The following is a 17,216-nucleotide window of genomic DNA, read 5'->3' on the forward strand; positions in this document are numbered from 1 at the left end:
AAGCGGCGTTCAAAGGTGCGGCAAGCCCGACCGGTGAGCCTGCAGCCATGAAAGCGTCGATGAAGCAAGTCGTGGTCCGCCGTCCGATCACCGCCCTGGTGGTCATCGTCTTCTCGGTCGCCTACCCGGCGATGTTCCTGGTCGCCCTGGCGACGCACCGGGTGATTCCCGGCGGGGACCTGATCGAGCGCCTCCCGTTCGCTCCCGACGAACTCGCCGGGCTGCTGCTGACCGCGCTCGTCCTGTTGCCGGCCGCGCTCTTCGTGACCTGGGCGGCGGACGGCCGGGCCGGCGTGCGGCAGCTGTTCCGCCGGGTCGCGTGCTGGCGGTTCCCGCTCCGCTACTGGCTGCTCGTGCTGACCGCGATACCGGTGCTGACCACCGTCGCGGGGCTGCTGCTCGGCGACACCTGGCGGCCGGACGACCTGGCTCGCCTCGTGCCGGTGCAGCTCGGACAACTGCTGATCAACCTGCTGCTGGTGAACCTGTGGGAGGAGACGGCGTGGGCCGGGGTCGTGCAGACCCGGCTGGCGCAGCGGCACAACGTCGTGGTCGCCGGGCTGCTCGCCGCGATCCCCTTCGGGCTCGTGCACTGGCCGCTGGCCTTCATCGGCGAGTTCACGCTCACCTCCGTGCTGGTCGCGCTGCCGGCCTATGTGGTGCTCGGGGCGCTGGTACGCCCACTGGGCGGGCTGGTGATGCGCGGCGCCGGGGGCAGCGTGCTCGCGTTCGCCGTGCTGCACAGCGTCTTCAACCGGTCCAACAACCCGGACGGCATCCTGGCCGCGGTGCTGGACGGCAGCGCGTACCAAATCGGGATTTTGATCGTCCTGGTGCTCCTCACGGTCATCGTGGCGGTGCTGCAGCATGGCCGTCTCGTGCCCTTCGTGCGCAGGCACCCGTACGCGTCATTTCTGATCGTCTTCAATGTTCTCGGGCAGGCCGCGGCGTTCGTCCCGGTGATCGCGCACCGGGTATACGGCGCCGACTGGGACATCGAGCTGTATCTGATCGGGCCGACCCTGGTGTTCCTGCTGCTGCCGGCGCTCGTCATCACCCGGATCGCCCGCGGCGCCGAAGGTCTCCGCGAGCTGGCCCGGTCGATGGTCCGATTCCGCGTCCACCCCGCCTGGTATCTCCTGCCGCTGGTCGCCGTGCCGGCTCTTACCCTGCTCACCGCGCTGCCGGCGCCGCCGGGCGTGACCGTCGCCGAGGCCGCGACCGCCTACCTGACCGTGTTCCTGCCGGCGCTGGCCTTCCAGTTCCTCACCACGAACCTGTGGGAGGAGACGGTCTGGCTGGGCTTCTTCCAAGGGCCGCTGCAGGACCGGTTCGGACCGTGGCGGGCGGTGCTGCTGACCACCCCGTTCTTCGCCCTCGAACACCTCTCACTGGTCTTCGGCGGCACGTTCGGTCAGGGGCTGGCCCAGTTCGGCCTGATCCTGGTCGTCGCCTTCTTCACCCGGGTGCTGCTCGGCCGGATCTACCTGCGGACTCGCAGCGTCGCGCTCGCCGGACTGGTGCACGCCGCCGCCAACGCCGCCGGCATCGCCCTCGTTCCGCGGCTGTTCCACCAGCCCGGCGGCGGCGGAACGGCCCTGCTGCTGCTCGGACTCGTCGTCATCCTCGCCACCCTGGCCGCGTCCGCGGTCACCACCCGGAAAGGACTTCGCCATGCGTGACCGCACCGCCATCACCCTCGGCCTGACCGCCCTGCCGCTCTATGCGCTGCTGCTCGTGGTCGGCACCCTCACCCCGCAGCCCGACCAGGTCACCGATCCCGACGGCTGGGCCCGGTTCGTCAGCACCGACTCCTACCTGATCAAGCACATCGCCACCAACGTCGTGGGAGCCGTGCTCGTCGTTCTCGGCACCTTCGCCCTCGGCGCGGCGATCAAACGGCGGGCGGCCGTCGTCGGCATGGTGCTGTCGGTGATCGGCCAGGTGCTGTTCACCGTGCCCGGGGTGATCTCGACGTTCGCTACGCCGCCCATCGGCCAGGCCTATCTGCGCGGCAACCACGAGGTCATGACGATCGCCTTCGCCGACGCGATGACCGTCATCACGATGCTCGCGGTGCTGCTGGTGGTCGGCGGAAGCATCGTCCTCGGAGTCGCGGTCGCGCGGTCCACGGTGTTCGCCCGGTGGACCGGGGTCTTCTGGGCCGCCGCCGCGGTGATCTTCTACCTGCTCGGCGCCGCGCTCGGCATGGCGACCACCGGGGCGAGCCTGGCCACCCAGCCGGTCGGCGCCGCCCTGATGGCCGTCGCCGGCGGCGCCATGGCGTGGCGGGCGGCCCGGTCATGACCGCCCTCTACTTCGGCCTGGCCTTCCTGCTCTCCTGGCTGCCCTGGCCGCTGGTCCTGCTCAACCCCGACAGCAGCCCGATGGTGCCGTTCGGCCCGCTGCTCGCGGCCGTCGTCGTGGCCGCCCTGACCCACAGCTCGAGACAGCTGTACGCGCAGCTGGGCCGGTGGCGGGCGCCGGTCCGGTGGTATCTGGCGGCCGTCCTGGTGCCCATCGCGATCACCGGGCTCGCGGCGGCGCTGACCCTCGCGGCCGGCGGCTCGCCGGTGGCCGCCGCGGCCCGGCCCGATGCGATGCAGGCCGTCGCCGTCTTCGGGTCCACGCTCGTGCTGGTCGGTCTCTTCGAGGAGGTCGGTTGGCGCGGCTTCGCCCTGCCGCGGCTGCAGAAGCGCATGACCAGGTTGTACGCGGCCCTGCTGCTCGGCGCGATCTGGGCGATGTGGCACCTGCCGTTGCTCATCTCCGACCCGACCCGGCAGCGGCCGGTGATGCCGTTCCTGATCCTCGCCGTCGCCCAGTCGATGTTCTTCAGCCGGCTCTACAACGCCACCGCGGCCGGCCTGCCCCTGGCGATCATCAGCCACGCCGTCATCGACACCTCCGCCCGGTTCGTCCTGCCGATGTTCGCCGGCTCCGACTACCAGCTCGCCTGGTGGGCGATGGTCGCGCTCTGGACGATGGTGGCGGTGCTGGCCGAGCTTCCAAGGTCTGAGCGGCTCCGTAGACATCAACCAGGCGGCGTCGATCCGGCCGCGGCGGTCAGCGGCGAGGGACCTGGAGTCCGGCAAGCGTGACCGTGACCAGGCGCCGCACGGCGTCGGGGTGGGGGACGGTGCCGGCCGCGGTGAGGGCGTGCGGGCAGTATCCGGCGAGCTCGTCGGCGCCCACGTCGCGGACGGTCCCGTCCCGGGCGGCCTCGTTCTCGTCGACGCGCCGATCCCCCATACCGCTGCCAGCGGGCCACCGCCCCGGCGGTCCACACCCATCTTCGGGCGGACGGCACTCCTGCAGGCAGTGGCAGCGGGTCAGCCAACTGTTCGCACTTGGAAGCCGATCCTCGGGGCCGTCGCCTTCAAGCGGCACCCGCCGCGAAAACCTCGACTTGATTCGACCTGCACCTGGGCTGGCCCGACCCTGAAATGATCTTGTGCTTCCCGGTTGTGCCCACGGTAAGCAGCAAAACGCGAACGGCTCGTTACCCAAGATTTGGTAACGAGCCGTTGAGCTGCGAAAACTGTGGTGGGCGATACTGGGATCGAACCAGTGACCTCTTCCGTGTCAAGGAAGCGCGCTCCCGCTGCGCCAATCGCCCTTGGCTTTCGCCGAGGTGGAGACGGGATTTGAACCCGTGTACACGGCTTTGCAGGCCGTTGCCTCGCCTCTCGGCCACTCCACCGAGGCGGCCCCGCACTAACCTGTGAAGGCCTCTCCGAGCGGACGACGGGATTCGAACCCGCGACCCTCACCTTGGCAAGGTGATGCGCTACCAGCTGCGCTACGTCCGCTTGTCTCTCCGGGGGGCTTGCGCTCCCTGGCGACGGATGAAACCTTAGCCTGTCGGCCAGGGCCTTGCCAAACCGGGGTGCCCCGGCGCGTTGCGTGGACGGCCCGAGCTGGGATTACCACGGTTGTCCACAGGCCAGAAAACAAGCGAGCGCCCCGTACGGCCGCCGGTGTTGGATTAGCCCATGAACTTCCGGCAGATCAGCGCAGCGGAGCGCACGGCGACGATGTTCCCCCTCCAGGCGTACGCGTTTCTGTCCTCCCCCTGGCCGGCGGAGGAAGAGGAGGCATATCGCCGCCGCATGGGCTTCTTCGAGACGGCGGTGAGCCTGGTCGCGGAGGAGGAGGGCCGGGCGCTGGCGGCGGTGGCGGCCTTCCGCATGTCGCAGAACGTGCGTGGTCTCGTGCACGACATGGCGGGCGTGGCCTCGGTGTCGTCGCATCCGTCGGCGCGGCGGCGGGGGCTCGTGCGAGAGCTGATCCAGCGGCTGTTGCGGCAGATGAAGGACGAGGGCGCCGTGGTGAGCGCGCTCTACCCGTTCCGGGCGAGCTTCTACGCGCGCTTCGGCTTCGTGGGCATCCCGCGGAACCGCACGGCGACCTTCGCCCCCGAGGGGCTCGGTGACTACGTGCGGGCCGAGCTGCCGGGTGAGGTCGAGCTGCTGCCGATGAGCGAGGGCTTTCGGCCGTACGACGATCTGACCCGTGAGCTGGTCGGGCGGCAGCACGGGTTCGCGGTGTTCGACGAGGTGCGCACGGCCGAGTTCCGCGACGACAAGATGTGGGTGGCGGTCGCGCGCGCCGAGGGCCGGGTGGTGGGCGCCGTCCGCTATCGGGTCGACTCCTACGGCGGTGACCTGGTCGCCTCCGACCTGCTCTACAGCGGGCCGCTCGGGCGGGCGTTGCTGCTCCAGTTCTTCGCCCGGCACGTCGACCAGGTGGCCCGGGTCGTGGTGCGGCTCGGTCCCGACGAGGTGCCCGAGCTGTGGGCCACCGACTTCGCGGTGGTCACCGAGGGGCGGGTCGGCTATCCGCGGCAGGGCGGCCCGATGGTCCGGGTGCTCGACATGGAGGCGCTGACCGGCAGCCAGGCCGGCCCGGGCGAGGTCACCATCGAGATCCCCGACGACACCCTGATCGGCGGCGTGTGGCACCTGACCGGCGATGGCGGCGCCCTGACCGTGGCAAAGGGCACGACCCCGCAGGCAACGCTGAGCGCGGCCGGGTTCAGCGCGTTGCTCTACGGCGTGCTCGACCCGATCGAGGTCGTCACCCGGGGCCTGGGCGAGCTGACACCGGAGGCCATTCCGCCCCTGACGTCGATGTTCCCGAGGCAGATGCCCTATCTGTTCGCCGACTTCTGAGAGCGCGCAGCCAAGGGCGGGCCTATTGCGAGAGGAGGGCGTTCTGAACCGCCGGGTCGGGCGGTGAGGAGACCGCGGGCGGGCGGCCGCGAACGACGTCCCAGAGTGCTTTGCCGCTGGCGAAGTAGTCGCGGACCGACTTCGAGACGAGCAGGGTTGTGGGGCAGTGGCAGCGGGCCACGACTCCGGTGGCGTCGATGCCCAGGTGGCGGCAGAGGGTCACGGCCCGGGAGACGTGGTACGACTGGGTCACGACCAGGGCCTGCTTGACGCCGTAGACGTCGCGGGCTCGGATGCAGGTGTCGTACGTGTCCAGGCCGTAGGGGTCGCTCACGATGCGCGCCGGGTCTACGCCGAGGCCGGCCAGGTAGGTGGCCATGGCGGCGGGTTCGTCGCCGGAGCCGCCGCGGCTGTCGCCGGAGACGAGCACGACGCGGGCCTTGCCGTCCTTGACCAGGTCGGCGGCGGTCTCGAGGCGGCCGGCCAGGCGGGGCGACGGCTGACCGGCGACGGTCACCTCGGTCCCGAGGACGATCGCGACGTCGGCGGCGGGGGCGTCGTCGGCGGGGGACACGTGGCCGTGCGCGGCGAGGGTCGTCCACGCCCAGGGCACGCTGACCACGACGAGCAGGACGGCAACAACGAGGAGGGCGCGAAGCAGGCGACGTCTCATGGCGGCGGCGAGCGTAGCGCCCACCCGCCACCACCCGGCCGGCCGATGTAACACGGCGAAAGGGGTCAGTTGGGGGAACGGGGGAGCGGCGGAAGCGCCACAACGTCAGGCCCGCCCGTGATCGACGGCCTCGGGCACGGCTTCTCCCCCAGCAGCGCGGCACCCAGCGGCGTGATCGTGTGGAGCACCGCCTTGCCCACGCGGCTCGTGTGGATCAGGCGGGCCTCGCGCAGCACGGCCGTGTGCTGGGACACCGAGGCGGCGCTCACCCCGACCCGGCGGGCCAGCTCCGACGTTGTCGAACCGTCGCCTATCGACTCGAGGACCGACGTGCGGGTCTGGCCGATCAGAGCCGCCACCGAACCGCCGTTTGCGGCGGGGCGCTGGGCCCAGAACGCCGCCGGGTCGCGCTCCACCGGGTAGACCAGCACGGGCGGCAGCAGCGGGTCTCGGAACACGTCGGGGGCGCCCCACGACAGGTAGGACGGGACCAGGACCAGGCCGCGGCCCTCCAGCTCGATCGACTGCTCGAAGGGGGTGTCGACCTCCAGCACGGGCGCGTTCCAGCGCATCATCGGGCGGAAGCTCTCCAGCAGGCCCTCGGCGCCGTGCTCCAGCAAAGCACGGGCTCGGCGGGAACGGTCGGCCTCGACGTGGGCCTGCGCCTGCGACCAGAACGGCGCGACCGCGACCTCGTGGTGCGAACGCATCGCGGCGGCCACCCGCTCCAGGACGGGACGGTCGCCCTCGGCCAGGCGGCGCATCCACGACGGCGTGGGCTCGCCCAGGCGGGCCAGCTCGGTCATGTCCTGCCGCAGGCGCGCCGCGGGGGTCGAGAGGATGGCCTCGATCGCGTACGGCAAACCCTGCGCGCCGGCCGCGGGGGTGAGGAAGTCGGGGTAGTACGGGCCGCGCACCAGCGGAAGCAGAATGTCGAGATCGGCCCGCCGGGCGGTGCGCACGACCTGCTCACGCCACGGGCCGAAGATCGGCGTCTGGCCCGGGCGGGTGAGCCGGAACACGCTGAACACCGTCTCCCACATGGGATCCGGCTCCGTGGCCATGCGTACACGGCCGATGTCTTCCGGCGTGAAGTGGACGCGCAACACGTCGGCCCCTCCGGCTTACCTCGCGTTCAGATCGCGAGCTTATCCGGATCAAGCCCAACCACCCACTCCCCCATAGGGGGCCAAAAGGGCACAGGGGCGCGATCGCGAGGATCGCGCCCCAGTCGAGCCGCCGCCGCACGTGCCGCCGCTGGGACGATCCCCCGTCGTACCTAACCGCCACGGCGGTCAGCTCGCCCGGTGGCCGGCTCGACCAGACGACGATCGCCGGAGGAGGGCGCTTGCCTCAAGACATTTAACGTCTCGCTGAATAGTTAGCAGTCTTAACCATTCAAAATCGACCCAAATCTAGTACGGTGTCGGAATCCGTCGCACGGGAAGCGTCGGCTCCTGGTAGTCGTCCGCTTTCTGCCGCTTCGGGAGCTTCACGTCCTTATGCGCCAGCGGCTGGTACGGCACGTTGTCGAGCAGATGCGTGATCACGTTGAGCCGGCCCCGCTTCTTGTCGTCCGTCGTCGCCACGTACCAGGGCGCCCAGGCGGTGTCGGTCAGGCGGAACATATCGTCCCGGGCGCGCGAGTAGTCGTACCACCGGCTGTAGGACTTGAGGTCCAGGGACGAGAGCTTCCAGTACTTACGCGGGTCGTTGATCCGGTTCTTCAGCCGGCGCGTCTGCTCCTCCGAGCTGACCTCCAGCCAGTACTTCAGCAGGATCACGCCGGACTCGACGATCGCCCGCTCGACCTCGGGCACCAGCTTGAGGAACTGCTCCGACTGCTGCGGCGTGCAGAACCCCAGCACCCGCTCGACCCCGGCCCGGTTGTACCAGCTCCGATCGAAGATCACGACATCCCCGGCGCCGGGCAGGTGCGGCACGTAGCGCTGGAGGTACATCTGCGACTTCTCGCGGTCGGTCGGGGCCGGCAACGCGACGACCCGGAACGTCCGGGGGCTCACCCGCTCGGTGATCGCCTTGATCGTGCCGCCCTTGCCCGCCGTGTCGCGCCCCTCGAAGACCACGCAGATCTTCGCCCCGGTGTCCTTGACCCACTCCTGCATGGCCACCAGTTCGCCGTGCAGCCGCCGCAGCTCGTGCTGGTACTCCTTCTCCTTCATCCGGGGGAGCACCTCTTTGTCGGATTCCATAGGCCACCGTGGCACGCCGCACGCGCGCCCCCATCACCCCCGGCGGATGGATAAAAATCAAAACCATGACAACCGCGATGGTGTACGCCGAGTTCGCCGCTCGTGAGGCACATGACGTCTCACCCGCGTACGAGAAACTGTCCGTCGCCGTCTCGCGGAGCCCGGAGCTCATCGCCCGCCTGGACGCGCTGCCCGAGCCCAAACGTCAACCCAATCTGCTGTACGCGGCGGTGCGTTTCCTCGGCGGCCCGGTCACCGATCCGGCCGCCTTCCTCGCCTTCACCGCCGCGAACTGGCCCGCGATCGAGGCCGAGATGCGCACCCGGGCCACCCAGACCAACGAGATCGGCCGCTGCGCCCTGCTCCTGCCCGTGCTCGCCGCCCTGCCGCAGCCCCTGGCGCTGCTCGAGATCGGCGCCTCGGCCGGCCTCAACCTGTTCCCGGACCGCTACTCCTACCGGTACACCGATCGCCGGCGCGGGGATGAAGGGAAGGGGGAGCGGGAAAGCGGGCGCGGCGATCACCGCCTCGGCGACAAGGACCCGGTGCTCGACTGCGATCTGACCGGTCACCAGCCCCCGGCGCGGCTGCCCGAGATCGTCTGGCGGGCCGGCCTCGACCTCAACCCGCTCGACATCACCGACCCGGCCGACGCGCGCTGGCTGGAGTCGCTGATCTGGCCCGAGCACGAGCACCGCCGCGAGCTCCTGCGGGCCGCCGCGCGCATCGCCGCCGCCGACCCACCGCTGCTGGTGCGGGGCGATCTCGTGGACGACCTGCCCGAGCTGGCACGACGGGCGCCGTCGGACGCCACGCTGGTCGTCTTTCACACGTCGGTGCTCTATCAGGTGCCTGCTCCGCGTCGCGAGACGTTTCTTCACCTCGTACGGGAAATGTCCGCGCACTTGATCTCGATCGAGAATCCCACGGTGATCGCGTACGCCGAGGTGCCGCGGCCGCCCGCCGAGACGCTCTTCAACGTGATGGCCCTCGACGGCCGGCCGCTCGCCTGGTGCCGGCCGCACGGGCAGGGCATGATCTGGTTCGGGCGGTGAGAAATGCTCGATCTGTTGCGCCCGGTCGTCGTCGCGCCGATGGCCGGCGGGCCCACGACGCCCGACCTGGTCGTCAACGCGTCGCGGGCCGGGGCGCTCGGCTTCCTGGCGGCCGGATACAAGACGCCGGAGGCGGTCGAGGCCGAGCTGCGGGCGGTCGCCGGCGTGCCGTACGGCCTCAACATCTTCGTGCCGATGCCGCCGCCGCCCGATAACGAACCGCTCGAGCGCTACCGCCGCCTTCTTCAGGCCGAGGCCGACCGCTACGAGGTGGAGCTGCCGGCGCTGCGGCTGACCGACGACGATCATTTCGCCGCCAAGGTCGAGCTCGCCATCCGGTACGCGGCGCCGCTGGTCAGCTTCACCTTCGGCGTGCCCGACCGGTTCGTCGTCAAGGCGCTTCAGGACGCCGGCTCGGCGGTGCTGATCACCGTGACCTCGGCCGGGGAGGCCCGCGACGCGATGGCCGCGGCGCCCGACGCCCTGATCGCCCAGGGCGGCACGGCCGGCGCCCACTCCGGCACCACGCACCCGGCGACCTACCGCGGCACGAGCACGGCGGCCGAGGCGCTCGCCGAGGTGCGCGCGACCGCCGACGTCCCGGTCGTGGCCGCGGGCGGCGTCACCGCCGCCGCGGACGTGCGGGCCCTGATCGACGCCGGCGCCGCGGCGGTGCAGTCCGGCACGTACTTCCTGCTCGCCGACGAGGCCGGCACCCGGCCCGCGCACCGCGCCGCGCTCACCGGCGGCGACTACACCGAGACGGTCGTGACCAGGGCGTTCACCGGCCAGCCGGCCCGCGGCCTGCGCAACCGGTTCATCGACGCCTACTCGGACGCGGCCCCGATCGGCTACCCGGCCATCCACCACCTGACCGCCCCGATCCGGGCGGCCGCGGCCGCCCGCGGTGACGCCGGCGGGCTGCACCTGTGGGCCGGCACCGGCTTCGCGGCCGCGCACGCCGGACCGGTCGCCGATCTGGTCGGAGAACTACTTTCCCCGTCATGACAACCGACTGGTCGCCCGCCCCCGTCTGAGGGGTGTTGAACCCGGCGGAGGGACGCGGATGGCGGACGGCTCGGACGTGTCTGATGGCTCGGATGTCTCTGATGGCTCGGATGTCTCCGATGTCTCTGATGAGGAATACGTCGACTACGTGGCGGCGCGCATTCCGGCGTTGCGGCGGCTGGCGTTCCTCCTGACCAGCGACCCGCATCGCGCGGACGATCTGGTCCAGCAGACCATCACCACGCTGTACGTGAAATGGCGGCGGGCCCGGCAGGCCGGCAACCTCGACGCGTACGTCCGCACCATGCTCGTGCGCACTTTCGTGGACGAGCGGCGACTGGCCTGGGCGCGGGTGCGGCTGTTCCGGGAGATGCCCGAGCCGCCGCCGGCCGAGGAGCACGGCGTCGAGGACCGCCAGGTGGTGCGGTCGGCGCTGAGCCGGGTTCCGCGCCGCCAGCAGGCCGTCCTGGTGCTGCGGTTCTTCTACGACCTGCCCGTCGACGAGGTGGCCGCGGTGCTCGGCTGCTCGGCCGGGACGGTCAAGAGCCAGACCTCACGGGGCCTGGCCACCCTGCGGCGACTCCTCGGCGAGCGCCAGTTCGCGAACTATCTCAGTTAGGAGTCGGCCATGCCTTCGGAATCAGATCTTCTCCGTCACCTCGACGACGAGCCGGGCGTGCCGTCGACCGTGGACATTCAGCGCGCGATCGCCACCGGCCGCCGCAAGCAGCGCCGCCGCCGCGCGACCGGATACGTCGGCGCCGCCGTGGTCACCACGGCCGCCGTCGCCGCCGGGGTCACTCTCTCCGGGATCACTCTCACCGGCGGGCAGTCGAAGCCGGTCGCGGTCACCGCGACGGCGCCGTCGCCGTCCCGATCGGCGGCCAAGCCGGCCTACACGATTCCCGGCGCCACCGGCTTCATCGCGCCCGGCGCGAGCGCGCCTGCCACCTGCGCGATCGAGCGCCTGCCGGTCCCCGGCAACATCTCGATGGCGCTGGTCTCCGGGGCCGACCCGACCGGGCAGTTCCTGGTCGGCCGCTCCTATCCGCACGACGGCTACCAGGCCGTGATCTGGCACAACGGCAAGGCCAAGAACGTGATGCTCCCCGGCGACCTCGAGGAGGGCCTCCACGACGTCAACTCGGCGGGCGAGGCGGTCGGCTTCAGCTACGTCGCTTCCGGCGGCCAGGATGCGGTCTCGCTTCCGTACGTCTACCGGGACGGCGAGGTCGCGAAGCTGAAGGGCGTCGAGAGCGGCCAGGCGAACGCGATCAACAACGCCGGCGCGATCGTGGGCAACGACGAGGGCCGGTCCGCCGCGGTGGTCTGGCCGTCGGCGACGGCGGCCCCGGTCCGGCTGCCCGCGCCCGCCGGCACCGGGGTGGCGACGACGAGCGACATCGACGAGGACGGCACCACCGTCGGGAATCTCGACTACAAGGTCCCGTACGTCTGGTTCCCGGATGGCACCCACCACGCGCTGCCGCTGCCCACCAGCAACGGCAAGAAGGCGGTGAGCGCCCGGGTCTTCAGCATCCGCAACGGCATCGCGGTCGGCGTGGCCGACGAGACGGCGAAGGGCCGGGCCGCGGGCGGCAAGGAAACCGGCGCGATGTGGGTGGTCCGCTGGAACGTCCGCACCGGCGAGTCGGCGATCGTGCCGGGCGCGGCGGCCCCGCCGAGCGGCTCGAACGCCCAGGGCTGGCTGGTCGGCACCGACGCGAAGGGCCGCCCGGTGCTGGCCGCTGACGGCCACGACGTGGTGCTGCCCGAGCTGGTGCACCGCGCCCCCGACGGCCTCTCCACCATCCCCACCACGATCAGCGACGACGGCCGCGTGATAGCCGGCCAGTCCGACGACGCGGCGGGCACGATCCACGCCGTGATCTGGCACTGCCACTGACCATCAGCTGTCGAACCAGACGACGAGCCGGACGGCGTCCTCCCCGTACTCACCGGCCAGGGACCGCATCGCCGCCAGCAGATCGCGCAGCTCGGCGTTCCGCAGAACCTCGCCGCCGTCGACGCGTTCCACCCGCCACAGCGTGGCGCCGGATCGCCACTCGGTCCCCTCGGGATAAGAACTGCCCCGGGGGTCGGCATCCTCCCCGGCCACGGCCCGCCATCGCGGACCGTGGCCGGCCGCCTTGCCCCGGAAGACCGGCCCGTCCTCGGTGATCTCGTATTCGTGGATCCGATCGTCGACCCGCGGCGCGGGCGCCGCCCAGTCGATCGCGGCCAGCTCCGTCCACGCCACCCAGGTGTGATCGTGAATCCCGGTGTACGCCGTCGTCGGCCGCACCACCGCATCGGCGGGAAGCCCGCGCCCGGCCGCAACGGGCGCGAAACCGGCGTAGTTCTTGACCCCGAACAGAAGCCCGTAGGCGTCGTAGTCCCGCCAGGTGCCGACGCCGACCCCGGCCGGCGCCCACACCCCGTCCTTGCGGACCTCCACACCACCGTCGATGTCGGTGCCCATACCGCCCCCTGTCTCGCCGACGTCGACGCTGGTCACTGGGGAAGCAGTTCGATCCAGCCTCGGATGTGGTCGGCCGTCTCGACCTCGACGAGCTCCGGATGGTCGGCCGCCACCTGGTCCATGATCAGCTGGATGACGGCCGCGTCGGTGTCGCCGCGAGCGACGAAACCGCACTCGCATCGAACCTGCCGCGTCATCACCGACCCTCCCCGGCGCAGTGTTTCGGTGAGTCTGCCACGAGGTGTCCACGATGCTGGGCGCCGGCGCTGTCGGCCCATTTCGTGGCTCGGCGGGGGTTCTTGCCGGAGGCCGGGGCGGCATGGTCGGAGACGTGGCGCCGCCGGCTGGCCGAGGTCGACCGCCGGGCGCTGGAATGCTACGCGACAGCCTGCTTGTCGTCCTCGGCGACCGGCTCGGCCTGTACCGGGCCCTCGCCGACGGACCGGTGACCACGGCCGGGCTGGCGAGGAAGTCCGGCACCGCCGAACGATACGTCCGGGAATGGCTGGCCGGTCAGGCCGCGGGTGGCTACGTCTCCTATGAGCCGGCGACCCGGAGGTATTGGCTCAGTGCGGCGCAGGCGGCGGCGTTCGCCGATCCCGACGGGCTGGCCCTGCCCGGTGCGTTCGAGATCGCCGTGGTCTGCATCAGCGACGAACCCAGGATTCGCAGCGCCTTCCGGACCGGCGAGGGCGTCGCCTGGGGCGACCACGACCCGGGGGTGTTCACCGGCTGCGAGCGGTTCTTCCGTCCGGGCTACGTGGCGAACCTGGTGAGCGCCTGGATCCCGGCGAAGAGCCCATCGCGCGGATCGCGGCCGAGGCCGGCTTCGGCACCTTCCGCCGGGTCGCCGAGACCGCCTTCGACATCGTCTACGAGGCGCGGCCCTGACATGGCGTTCCCGATCGACTTCGGGGATCGCCGATGAGGGGCTCGGATCCGCGAATCCTGGTGGTGGGGGCCGGGCCGGCTGGACTCGCCACCGCCCTGGCCCTGCACCGGCGTGGCTTCGCTGTGGAAGTCGTCGAGCGGCGGGGTGGGTGGGAGGACGGCGGCGCCGGTCTCTTCCTGCCCGCCAACGGCGTACGGGCGCTGAAAGAGCTCGGGGTGGACACGCCGGGGCGCCCGGTACGCCGCCAGCGACTCCACGACCATCGCGGCCGGCGGCTGGCCGACATCGACGTCAGCCGGATCTGGCCGGGGCTGGGGGATAGCGTCGGGGTCCACCGGGCCTCCCTGCATCAGGCACTTCGCGACGCCGTGCGGGACGTTCCCGTACGGATGGGCACGGCGGTCACTTCGATCCGGGACGGCGACGCGCCGGTCGTGCTCGCGTCCGACGGCACGCGCCGGGCGTACGACCTGGTGATCGGAGCCGACGGCCCGCACTCGACCGTGCGGGCGAGTGGCGTTCGCCGGGTTCGCCGAACCGGTCGGCTCGCTCATCGCGGCGGCGACGATCGTGCACAGCGCGCCGATCGAGGAAGTGACCCCGCCGGCGTGGCATGGGCCGTTCGCTCCAGGCAAGGCCGCCGGGAGGTTTTCACGGATTCGATGGAACCGAACGGGCGTGTCGGGGGTTCTTAGGGTTGTGAGCGAAATGTCGTCCGGCCCGGAAGCCGTCGGTGAGCTGTACCGAGCCTGCTACGGCCGGCTGGTCGGGGTTGTCGCGCTGGCCGCCGACAGCCGTGCCGAGGCCGAGGAATGCGTGCAGGAGGCGTTCATCCGGCTCCTGAATCAATGGTCCCGGGTGTCGCGGTACGAGGCGCCGGAGGCGTGGTTGCGGACCGTCGCCTTCCGGCTTCTGTCGAACCGGCGCAGAAAGGCCCGCAACGCTTGGCGAGCGCTGATCCGGCAAGGCCCCGCAACGGACGCCGCCCCGCCGAACGCCGACCAGATCGATGTGGTGCGGGCGCTGCGGCAGCTTCCGGCGCCGCAGCGCCAGGTGGTGGTCCTGCACCACCTCGCGGATCTCCCCGTGCACGAGGTCGCCCGGACGCTCGCCGTCTCGGAAGGCACGGTCAAGTCACGGCTCAGCCGAGCGCGCAGCGCCCTGGCTTTTCTGCTCAACGAGGAGGCGACCCATGCCTGATCTCAGGACGCTGCTGAGCTCGGCCGCGCAGCAGCAGGAGCCCGGCCACCGGCCCGAGTTTGCCACCCTGCGCGACCGGGCCCGCCGGCGCCGGCGACTCAAGCACGTCGCGACGGGCGTGGCGGTGGTGCTCGTGATGGGGCTCGCGATCGGCACGATTCCGTTGCTGCGGGCATGGAACCGGCCGGGTGCCGACGACCGGGCCGCCGCCCGGCCCAGCACCGGGACCGCCGCCGTGACGGCCACCGTGAACGGGCGTCTGCTGCGGGTCGGCGGCCCGGCCGGAACCCGGCCCGCGGGTCTGCCGGGCACGGTGCGGTTCCAGGCCGAGGGCGGCGGAATCGTCACCGCCCGGACGGCCGACGACGGCCGTTTCTCGATCGCGGTGGAACCGGGACGATACGTCGTCACCGGGACCAGTCCGCTATTCGGTGACGGTAAATACGAATGCCGTACGGAGAAGTCTGTCGAAATAACTGAGGCTGGTCTCGACAACGTACAGGTGATCTGCAATCAGCGGTGATCACTTCAGGTCACGACGACGGGCCGGCCAGCCGTCGTGATTACGCAGCGCTGCCGGCGCTCGGGCAAGAATGGCGGAGGCGGTCACGCAGCGTCGGAACGGCAGTCGAACAGTCGGTCAACATATAGATTGCTGTCAATAATGTGACGGCATGGTCCACGGTGGACGAACTTACTCTCGGCCTATCCCGATAAAGGAGGCCAGGGTGAGGAAAGGATTCAGGGCCGCAGTCGTCGCCGCCTGCGTGGTGACGGTGGGGCTGATCGCGCCGCAGGCGGCACGGGCCAGCACGCCCGGTTGTTCGCTCAGTTCCCACTGCTACTCGATTCTGCGGGGGTCGGGGACCACCTTCTACGGCATGTACGGCACGTGGAACCGCGCCGCCATGGGCACGTCGTCCTCGGCGTCGAACCCGCAGTTCGTCGACTCGGAGATGTGGTTCTCCCCGAACGCCAGCACCAATGCGTGGGTGGAGACGGGACTGGCCCGGGGCTACTTCTCGGTGCCCGCCGCCACCGGCTACTACGCGTTCGGCGCCTACCAGACGACCGGCGGCAGCTACCACGAGTACAGCTTCGGCGCGGTCTCCCAGAGCTCGGGGGTCACCGACGAATACCAGATCTCCCGGGGCGGCACGACGAACACCTTCCGGATCTACTTCGACGGCTCTTACAAGACCACTCCCAGCGTCGGCTTCTGGAGCGGCAGCACGCTGGACATCGGCGCCGAGGTGGCCACGTCGTCGGGCACCGCGGCGACCTTCAACATGTATCCGAAGGGCCTGAACTCGGGCGGCTCGCGCGTCAACCTGGGCACCGAGACGCCGATCGTCGACTCCCCGCTGTACGGCCACCGGCCCGGTGAATCGGCCTGGACTTGGAGGATTCCGTGATGAAGAACCGCTATCTGATTCTCGCCGCGTCGGCGGTCGTCGCCACCGGTTCGGCGATCGCCCTGGCCACCCAATCCGCACAGGCGCAGGCGCCCGTGCTCGGCGGTGGCGCGAGTTCGGCGGTCGCCGACTCGTCGTGCCGGCTCGACGCCGTGGCGGCCGCCCCGACCGGGCGGGACTCCCGCTGGGTCGCCATGTGGCGGTCGAATCCCGCCTCGCAGAAACCGGCCGCCACCGCCCGCACCCTCGCGGCCCCGGACGCGGTCATCGCGGCCGAAGCCGTGCCCGGCGCCGGCGGCGGGAACGGGACGAAGCTGGCCGGTGCTCCCGCGGCGGCGGCGCAGATGTCCTACGCCCGGGCGGCCGCCTCGACCGGAGACGACGTCGCCGAGGGCATCGTCGCCCCCGACCGATGTGTCTGGCTGGTCACGGTCAAGGCCGCCTTCACACCCCGGTCGGTGCCGTACGGCGCCACACCCGTGCGGTACGACTCCTACACGACCGTCTTCGACGCGGCCACCGGCCAGTTCCTGTCGATCACCGCCGGCACCGCGGCGCCCGACGTGCTGAGCGCTGCGAACATCGCGTCCTGACCAACCCGGCTGGTCGGCCCCGGCCGGGCGGCGCTCAGGCGCCGACCGGCCGGGCGTGCGCGGATCGTGACCGGTCCGGGCGGCCGTGGCTCGCCGATCGGGAGAAAGCCTGCGCGATACAGGATCTCCTCAGCGGCCTCTCAGAAAACCGACGCACAGTGTAGGAGCTGCCCCGTTCGGTAACTGGAGGAAAGATGCTCGCCCTCGTCAGCTTTGTTCTGCTGCTGGTGCAGGTTCTGCTGGTGGCTCGCGCACTGCTCGACTGGAGCGTCGCGCTGGCCGGGCCGTCCGTGGCCGGCTCGTTCCGGTACCGGTTGACCCGCGGGGTCACCGCCGCCACCGAGCCGCTCCTCGCCCCGGTCCGGCGGCTCGTCCCGCCGCTGCGGGTGGGCGGGCTCGCGATCGACCTGGCCTTCATCATCGTGTTCTTCGCGATCGTGCTGATCCGGTCGCTGATCGCGTAAACAGCGCCCTCCTTCCCGGGGGATGAGGCGGGACGTCCGTTCCGGGC

General features: G+C 71.1%; 20 protein-coding genes, 3 tRNA genes and 1 pseudogene. 15 read left to right on the forward strand and 9 right to left on the reverse strand.

Annotated elements, in window-relative coordinates:
* Nucleotides 1-59: 59 nt before the first annotated feature.
* The 3 genes from ACZ6TB_RS17340 to ACZ6TB_RS17350 are packed head-to-tail and all read left to right on the forward strand — an operon-like array spanning nucleotide 60 to nucleotide 3,101.
* A complete protein-coding gene (locus tag ACZ6TB_RS17340; RefSeq protein WP_465555419.1) occupies nucleotides 60-1,682 on the forward strand; it encodes a CPBP family intramembrane glutamic endopeptidase in 1,623 nt (540 codons plus the stop codon).
* The gene (locus ACZ6TB_RS17345) at nucleotides 1,675-2,307 is read left to right on the forward strand and encodes a hypothetical protein (protein WP_465555420.1); all 633 of its coding nucleotides are present in this window, start codon (nucleotides 1,675-1,677) and stop codon (nucleotides 2,305-2,307) included. The genes ACZ6TB_RS17340 and ACZ6TB_RS17345 overlap by 8 nt, the downstream gene beginning before the upstream one ends.
* Nucleotides 2,304-3,101, forward strand: coding sequence for a CPBP family intramembrane glutamic endopeptidase (locus ACZ6TB_RS17350; RefSeq protein WP_465555422.1), 798 nt, complete (start codon nucleotides 2,304-2,306; stop codon nucleotides 3,099-3,101). The genes ACZ6TB_RS17345 and ACZ6TB_RS17350 overlap by 4 nt, the downstream gene beginning before the upstream one ends.
* Here ACZ6TB_RS17350 and ACZ6TB_RS17355 read toward each other — a convergent pair.
* From ACZ6TB_RS17355 to ACZ6TB_RS17370, 4 genes are all read right to left on the reverse strand, one after another.
* Nucleotides 3,067-3,252: a hypothetical protein gene (locus ACZ6TB_RS17355; protein WP_465555424.1), complete on the reverse strand. Its 186-nt coding sequence runs from the start codon at nucleotides 3,250-3,252 to the stop codon at nucleotides 3,067-3,069. The two genes, ACZ6TB_RS17350 and ACZ6TB_RS17355, sit on opposite strands and share 35 nt — an antisense overlap.
* Before the next feature lie 292 nt (nucleotides 3,253-3,544).
* Nucleotides 3,545-3,619: transfer RNA gene (locus ACZ6TB_RS17360), tRNA-Val, on the reverse strand.
* Between the two features lie 13 nt (nucleotides 3,620-3,632).
* A tRNA-Cys gene (locus ACZ6TB_RS17365) sits at nucleotides 3,633-3,703 on the reverse strand.
* A 36-nt stretch (nucleotides 3,704-3,739) separates the two neighbouring features.
* Nucleotides 3,740-3,812 (reverse strand) — tRNA-Gly (locus ACZ6TB_RS17370).
* Between the two features lie 183 nt (nucleotides 3,813-3,995).
* On the opposite strand from ACZ6TB_RS17370, the gene ACZ6TB_RS17375 reads away from it, so the two are divergent.
* Nucleotides 3,996-5,174 (forward strand): GNAT family N-acetyltransferase, encoded by a 1,179-nt coding sequence (locus ACZ6TB_RS17375; RefSeq protein ID WP_465555426.1) that lies wholly within the window; start codon nucleotides 3,996-3,998, stop codon nucleotides 5,172-5,174.
* Between the two features lie 22 nt (nucleotides 5,175-5,196).
* Here the strand turns inward: ACZ6TB_RS17375 and ACZ6TB_RS17380 are convergent, their stop codons facing one another.
* The 3 genes from ACZ6TB_RS17380 to ppk2 form a co-directional block, all read right to left on the reverse strand.
* Entirely contained in the window at nucleotides 5,197-5,847 is a 651-nt protein-coding gene (locus tag ACZ6TB_RS17380; RefSeq protein ID WP_465555428.1) for a SanA/YdcF family protein, read from the reverse strand.
* Between the two features lie 65 nt (nucleotides 5,848-5,912).
* Nucleotides 5,913-6,911, reverse strand: coding sequence for an ArsR/SmtB family transcription factor (locus tag ACZ6TB_RS17385; protein WP_465555430.1), 999 nt, complete (start codon nucleotides 6,909-6,911; stop codon nucleotides 5,913-5,915).
* Between the two features lie 351 nt (nucleotides 6,912-7,262).
* Entirely contained in the window at nucleotides 7,263-8,060 is a 798-nt protein-coding gene (gene ppk2, locus ACZ6TB_RS17390) for a polyphosphate kinase 2 (RefSeq protein WP_465555432.1), read from the reverse strand.
* Between the two features lie 65 nt (nucleotides 8,061-8,125).
* On the opposite strand from ppk2, the gene ACZ6TB_RS17395 reads away from it, so the two are divergent.
* The 4 genes from ACZ6TB_RS17395 to ACZ6TB_RS17410 are packed head-to-tail and all read left to right on the forward strand — an operon-like array spanning nucleotide 8,126 to nucleotide 12,029.
* The gene (locus tag ACZ6TB_RS17395) at nucleotides 8,126-9,115 is read left to right on the forward strand and encodes a DUF2332 domain-containing protein (RefSeq protein ID WP_465555434.1); all 990 of its coding nucleotides are present in this window, start codon (nucleotides 8,126-8,128) and stop codon (nucleotides 9,113-9,115) included.
* Nucleotides 9,116-9,118: 3 nt separating this feature from the next.
* Nucleotides 9,119-10,123: a nitronate monooxygenase gene (locus tag ACZ6TB_RS17400; protein WP_465555436.1), complete on the forward strand. Its 1,005-nt coding sequence runs from the start codon at nucleotides 9,119-9,121 to the stop codon at nucleotides 10,121-10,123.
* A gap of 58 nt (nucleotides 10,124-10,181) precedes the next feature.
* Nucleotides 10,182-10,742, forward strand: coding sequence for a SigE family RNA polymerase sigma factor (locus ACZ6TB_RS17405; RefSeq protein WP_465555438.1), 561 nt, complete (start codon nucleotides 10,182-10,184; stop codon nucleotides 10,740-10,742).
* Nucleotides 10,743-10,751: 9 nt separating this feature from the next.
* Nucleotides 10,752-12,029 (forward strand): hypothetical protein, encoded by a 1,278-nt coding sequence (locus ACZ6TB_RS17410; protein WP_465555440.1) that lies wholly within the window; start codon nucleotides 10,752-10,754, stop codon nucleotides 12,027-12,029.
* A gap of 3 nt (nucleotides 12,030-12,032) precedes the next feature.
* Here the strand turns inward: ACZ6TB_RS17410 and ACZ6TB_RS17415 are convergent, their stop codons facing one another.
* Nucleotides 12,033-12,605: a hypothetical protein gene (locus tag ACZ6TB_RS17415; RefSeq protein WP_465555442.1), complete on the reverse strand. Its 573-nt coding sequence runs from the start codon at nucleotides 12,603-12,605 to the stop codon at nucleotides 12,033-12,035.
* A 32-nt stretch (nucleotides 12,606-12,637) separates the two neighbouring features.
* Nucleotides 12,638-12,802 (reverse strand): hypothetical protein, encoded by a 165-nt coding sequence (locus ACZ6TB_RS17420; protein ID WP_465555444.1) that lies wholly within the window; start codon nucleotides 12,800-12,802, stop codon nucleotides 12,638-12,640.
* A gap of 53 nt (nucleotides 12,803-12,855) precedes the next feature.
* Here ACZ6TB_RS17420 and ACZ6TB_RS17425 point away from each other — a divergent pair, with 53 nt between their 5' ends.
* The 7 genes and pseudogenes from ACZ6TB_RS17425 to ACZ6TB_RS17455 all read left to right on the forward strand — a co-directional run bounded on the left by ACZ6TB_RS17425 (nucleotide 12,856) and on the right by ACZ6TB_RS17455 (nucleotide 17,169).
* Entirely contained in the window at nucleotides 12,856-13,533 is a 678-nt protein-coding gene (locus ACZ6TB_RS17425; RefSeq protein WP_465555574.1) for a hypothetical protein, read from the forward strand.
* A pseudogene (locus tag ACZ6TB_RS17430) lies at nucleotides 13,530-13,952 on the forward strand (FAD-dependent monooxygenase); the annotation flags it as partial. The gene ACZ6TB_RS17425 and the pseudogene ACZ6TB_RS17430, both read left to right, overlap by 4 nt.
* Before the next feature lie 58 nt (nucleotides 13,953-14,010).
* Nucleotides 14,011-14,697 (forward strand): RNA polymerase sigma factor, encoded by a 687-nt coding sequence (locus ACZ6TB_RS17435; protein ID WP_465555446.1) that lies wholly within the window; start codon nucleotides 14,011-14,013, stop codon nucleotides 14,695-14,697.
* Nucleotides 14,690-15,220 carry a hypothetical protein gene (locus tag ACZ6TB_RS17440; protein WP_465555448.1) on the forward strand — a complete coding sequence of 177 codons (531 nt, stop codon included), beginning with the start codon at nucleotides 14,690-14,692 and terminating at the stop codon, nucleotides 15,218-15,220. Before ACZ6TB_RS17435 ends, ACZ6TB_RS17440 begins: the two co-directional genes overlap by 8 nt.
* A 205-nt stretch (nucleotides 15,221-15,425) precedes the next feature.
* On the forward strand, nucleotides 15,426-16,112 hold the full coding sequence (locus ACZ6TB_RS17445; RefSeq protein WP_465555450.1) for a hypothetical protein: 687 nt from the start codon (nucleotides 15,426-15,428) through the stop codon (nucleotides 16,110-16,112).
* Complete coding sequence (locus ACZ6TB_RS17450) at nucleotides 16,112-16,705, forward strand: hypothetical protein (protein WP_465555452.1); 594 nt, start codon at nucleotides 16,112-16,114, stop codon at nucleotides 16,703-16,705. Before ACZ6TB_RS17445 ends, ACZ6TB_RS17450 begins: the two co-directional genes overlap by 1 nt.
* Before the next feature lie 194 nt (nucleotides 16,706-16,899).
* Entirely contained in the window at nucleotides 16,900-17,169 is a 270-nt protein-coding gene (locus tag ACZ6TB_RS17455; RefSeq protein ID WP_465555454.1) for a YggT family protein, read from the forward strand.
* Nucleotides 17,170-17,216: the final 47 nt, after the last annotated feature.

The sequence above is a fragment of the Actinoplanes sp. NPDC051537 genome (genome assembly GCF_055586105.1).

Bases quoted from the DNA above. Each gene is read 5' to 3' on its own strand.
- ACZ6TB_RS17340 (WP_465555419.1), top strand. From the start codon at position 60: ATGAAGCAAGTCGTGGTCCGCCGTCCGATCACCGCCCTGGTGGTCATC.
- ACZ6TB_RS17345 (WP_465555420.1), top strand. From the start codon at position 1,675: ATGCGTGACCGCACCGCCATCACCCTCGGCCTGACCGCCCTGCCGCTC.
- ACZ6TB_RS17350 (WP_465555422.1), top strand. From the start codon at position 2,304: ATGACCGCCCTCTACTTCGGCCTGGCCTTCCTGCTCTCCTGGCTGCCC.
- ACZ6TB_RS17355 (WP_465555424.1), bottom strand. From the start codon at position 3,252: ATGGGGGATCGGCGCGTCGACGAGAACGAGGCCGCCCGGGACGGGACC.
- ACZ6TB_RS17375 (WP_465555426.1), top strand. From the start codon at position 3,996: ATGAACTTCCGGCAGATCAGCGCAGCGGAGCGCACGGCGACGATGTTC.
- ACZ6TB_RS17380 (WP_465555428.1), bottom strand. From the start codon at position 5,847: ATGAGACGTCGCCTGCTTCGCGCCCTCCTCGTTGTTGCCGTCCTGCTC.
- ACZ6TB_RS17385 (WP_465555430.1), bottom strand. From the start codon at position 6,911: ATGGCCACGGAGCCGGATCCCATGTGGGAGACGGTGTTCAGCGTGTTC.
- ppk2 (WP_465555432.1), bottom strand. From the start codon at position 8,060: ATGGAATCCGACAAAGAGGTGCTCCCCCGGATGAAGGAGAAGGAGTAC.
- ACZ6TB_RS17395 (WP_465555434.1), top strand. From the start codon at position 8,126: ATGACAACCGCGATGGTGTACGCCGAGTTCGCCGCTCGTGAGGCACAT.
- ACZ6TB_RS17400 (WP_465555436.1), top strand. From the start codon at position 9,119: ATGCTCGATCTGTTGCGCCCGGTCGTCGTCGCGCCGATGGCCGGCGGG.
- ACZ6TB_RS17405 (WP_465555438.1), top strand. From the start codon at position 10,182: ATGGCGGACGGCTCGGACGTGTCTGATGGCTCGGATGTCTCTGATGGC.
- ACZ6TB_RS17410 (WP_465555440.1), top strand. From the start codon at position 10,752: ATGCCTTCGGAATCAGATCTTCTCCGTCACCTCGACGACGAGCCGGGC.
- ACZ6TB_RS17415 (WP_465555442.1), bottom strand. From the start codon at position 12,605: ATGGGCACCGACATCGACGGTGGTGTGGAGGTCCGCAAGGACGGGGTG.
- ACZ6TB_RS17420 (WP_465555444.1), bottom strand. From the start codon at position 12,802: ATGACGCGGCAGGTTCGATGCGAGTGCGGTTTCGTCGCTCGCGGCGAC.
- ACZ6TB_RS17425 (WP_465555574.1), top strand. From the start codon at position 12,856: ATGCTGGGCGCCGGCGCTGTCGGCCCATTTCGTGGCTCGGCGGGGGTT.
- ACZ6TB_RS17440 (WP_465555448.1), top strand. From the start codon at position 14,690: ATGCCTGATCTCAGGACGCTGCTGAGCTCGGCCGCGCAGCAGCAGGAG.
- ACZ6TB_RS17450 (WP_465555452.1), top strand. From the start codon at position 16,112: ATGAAGAACCGCTATCTGATTCTCGCCGCGTCGGCGGTCGTCGCCACC.
- ACZ6TB_RS17455 (WP_465555454.1), top strand. From the start codon at position 16,900: ATGCTCGCCCTCGTCAGCTTTGTTCTGCTGCTGGTGCAGGTTCTGCTG.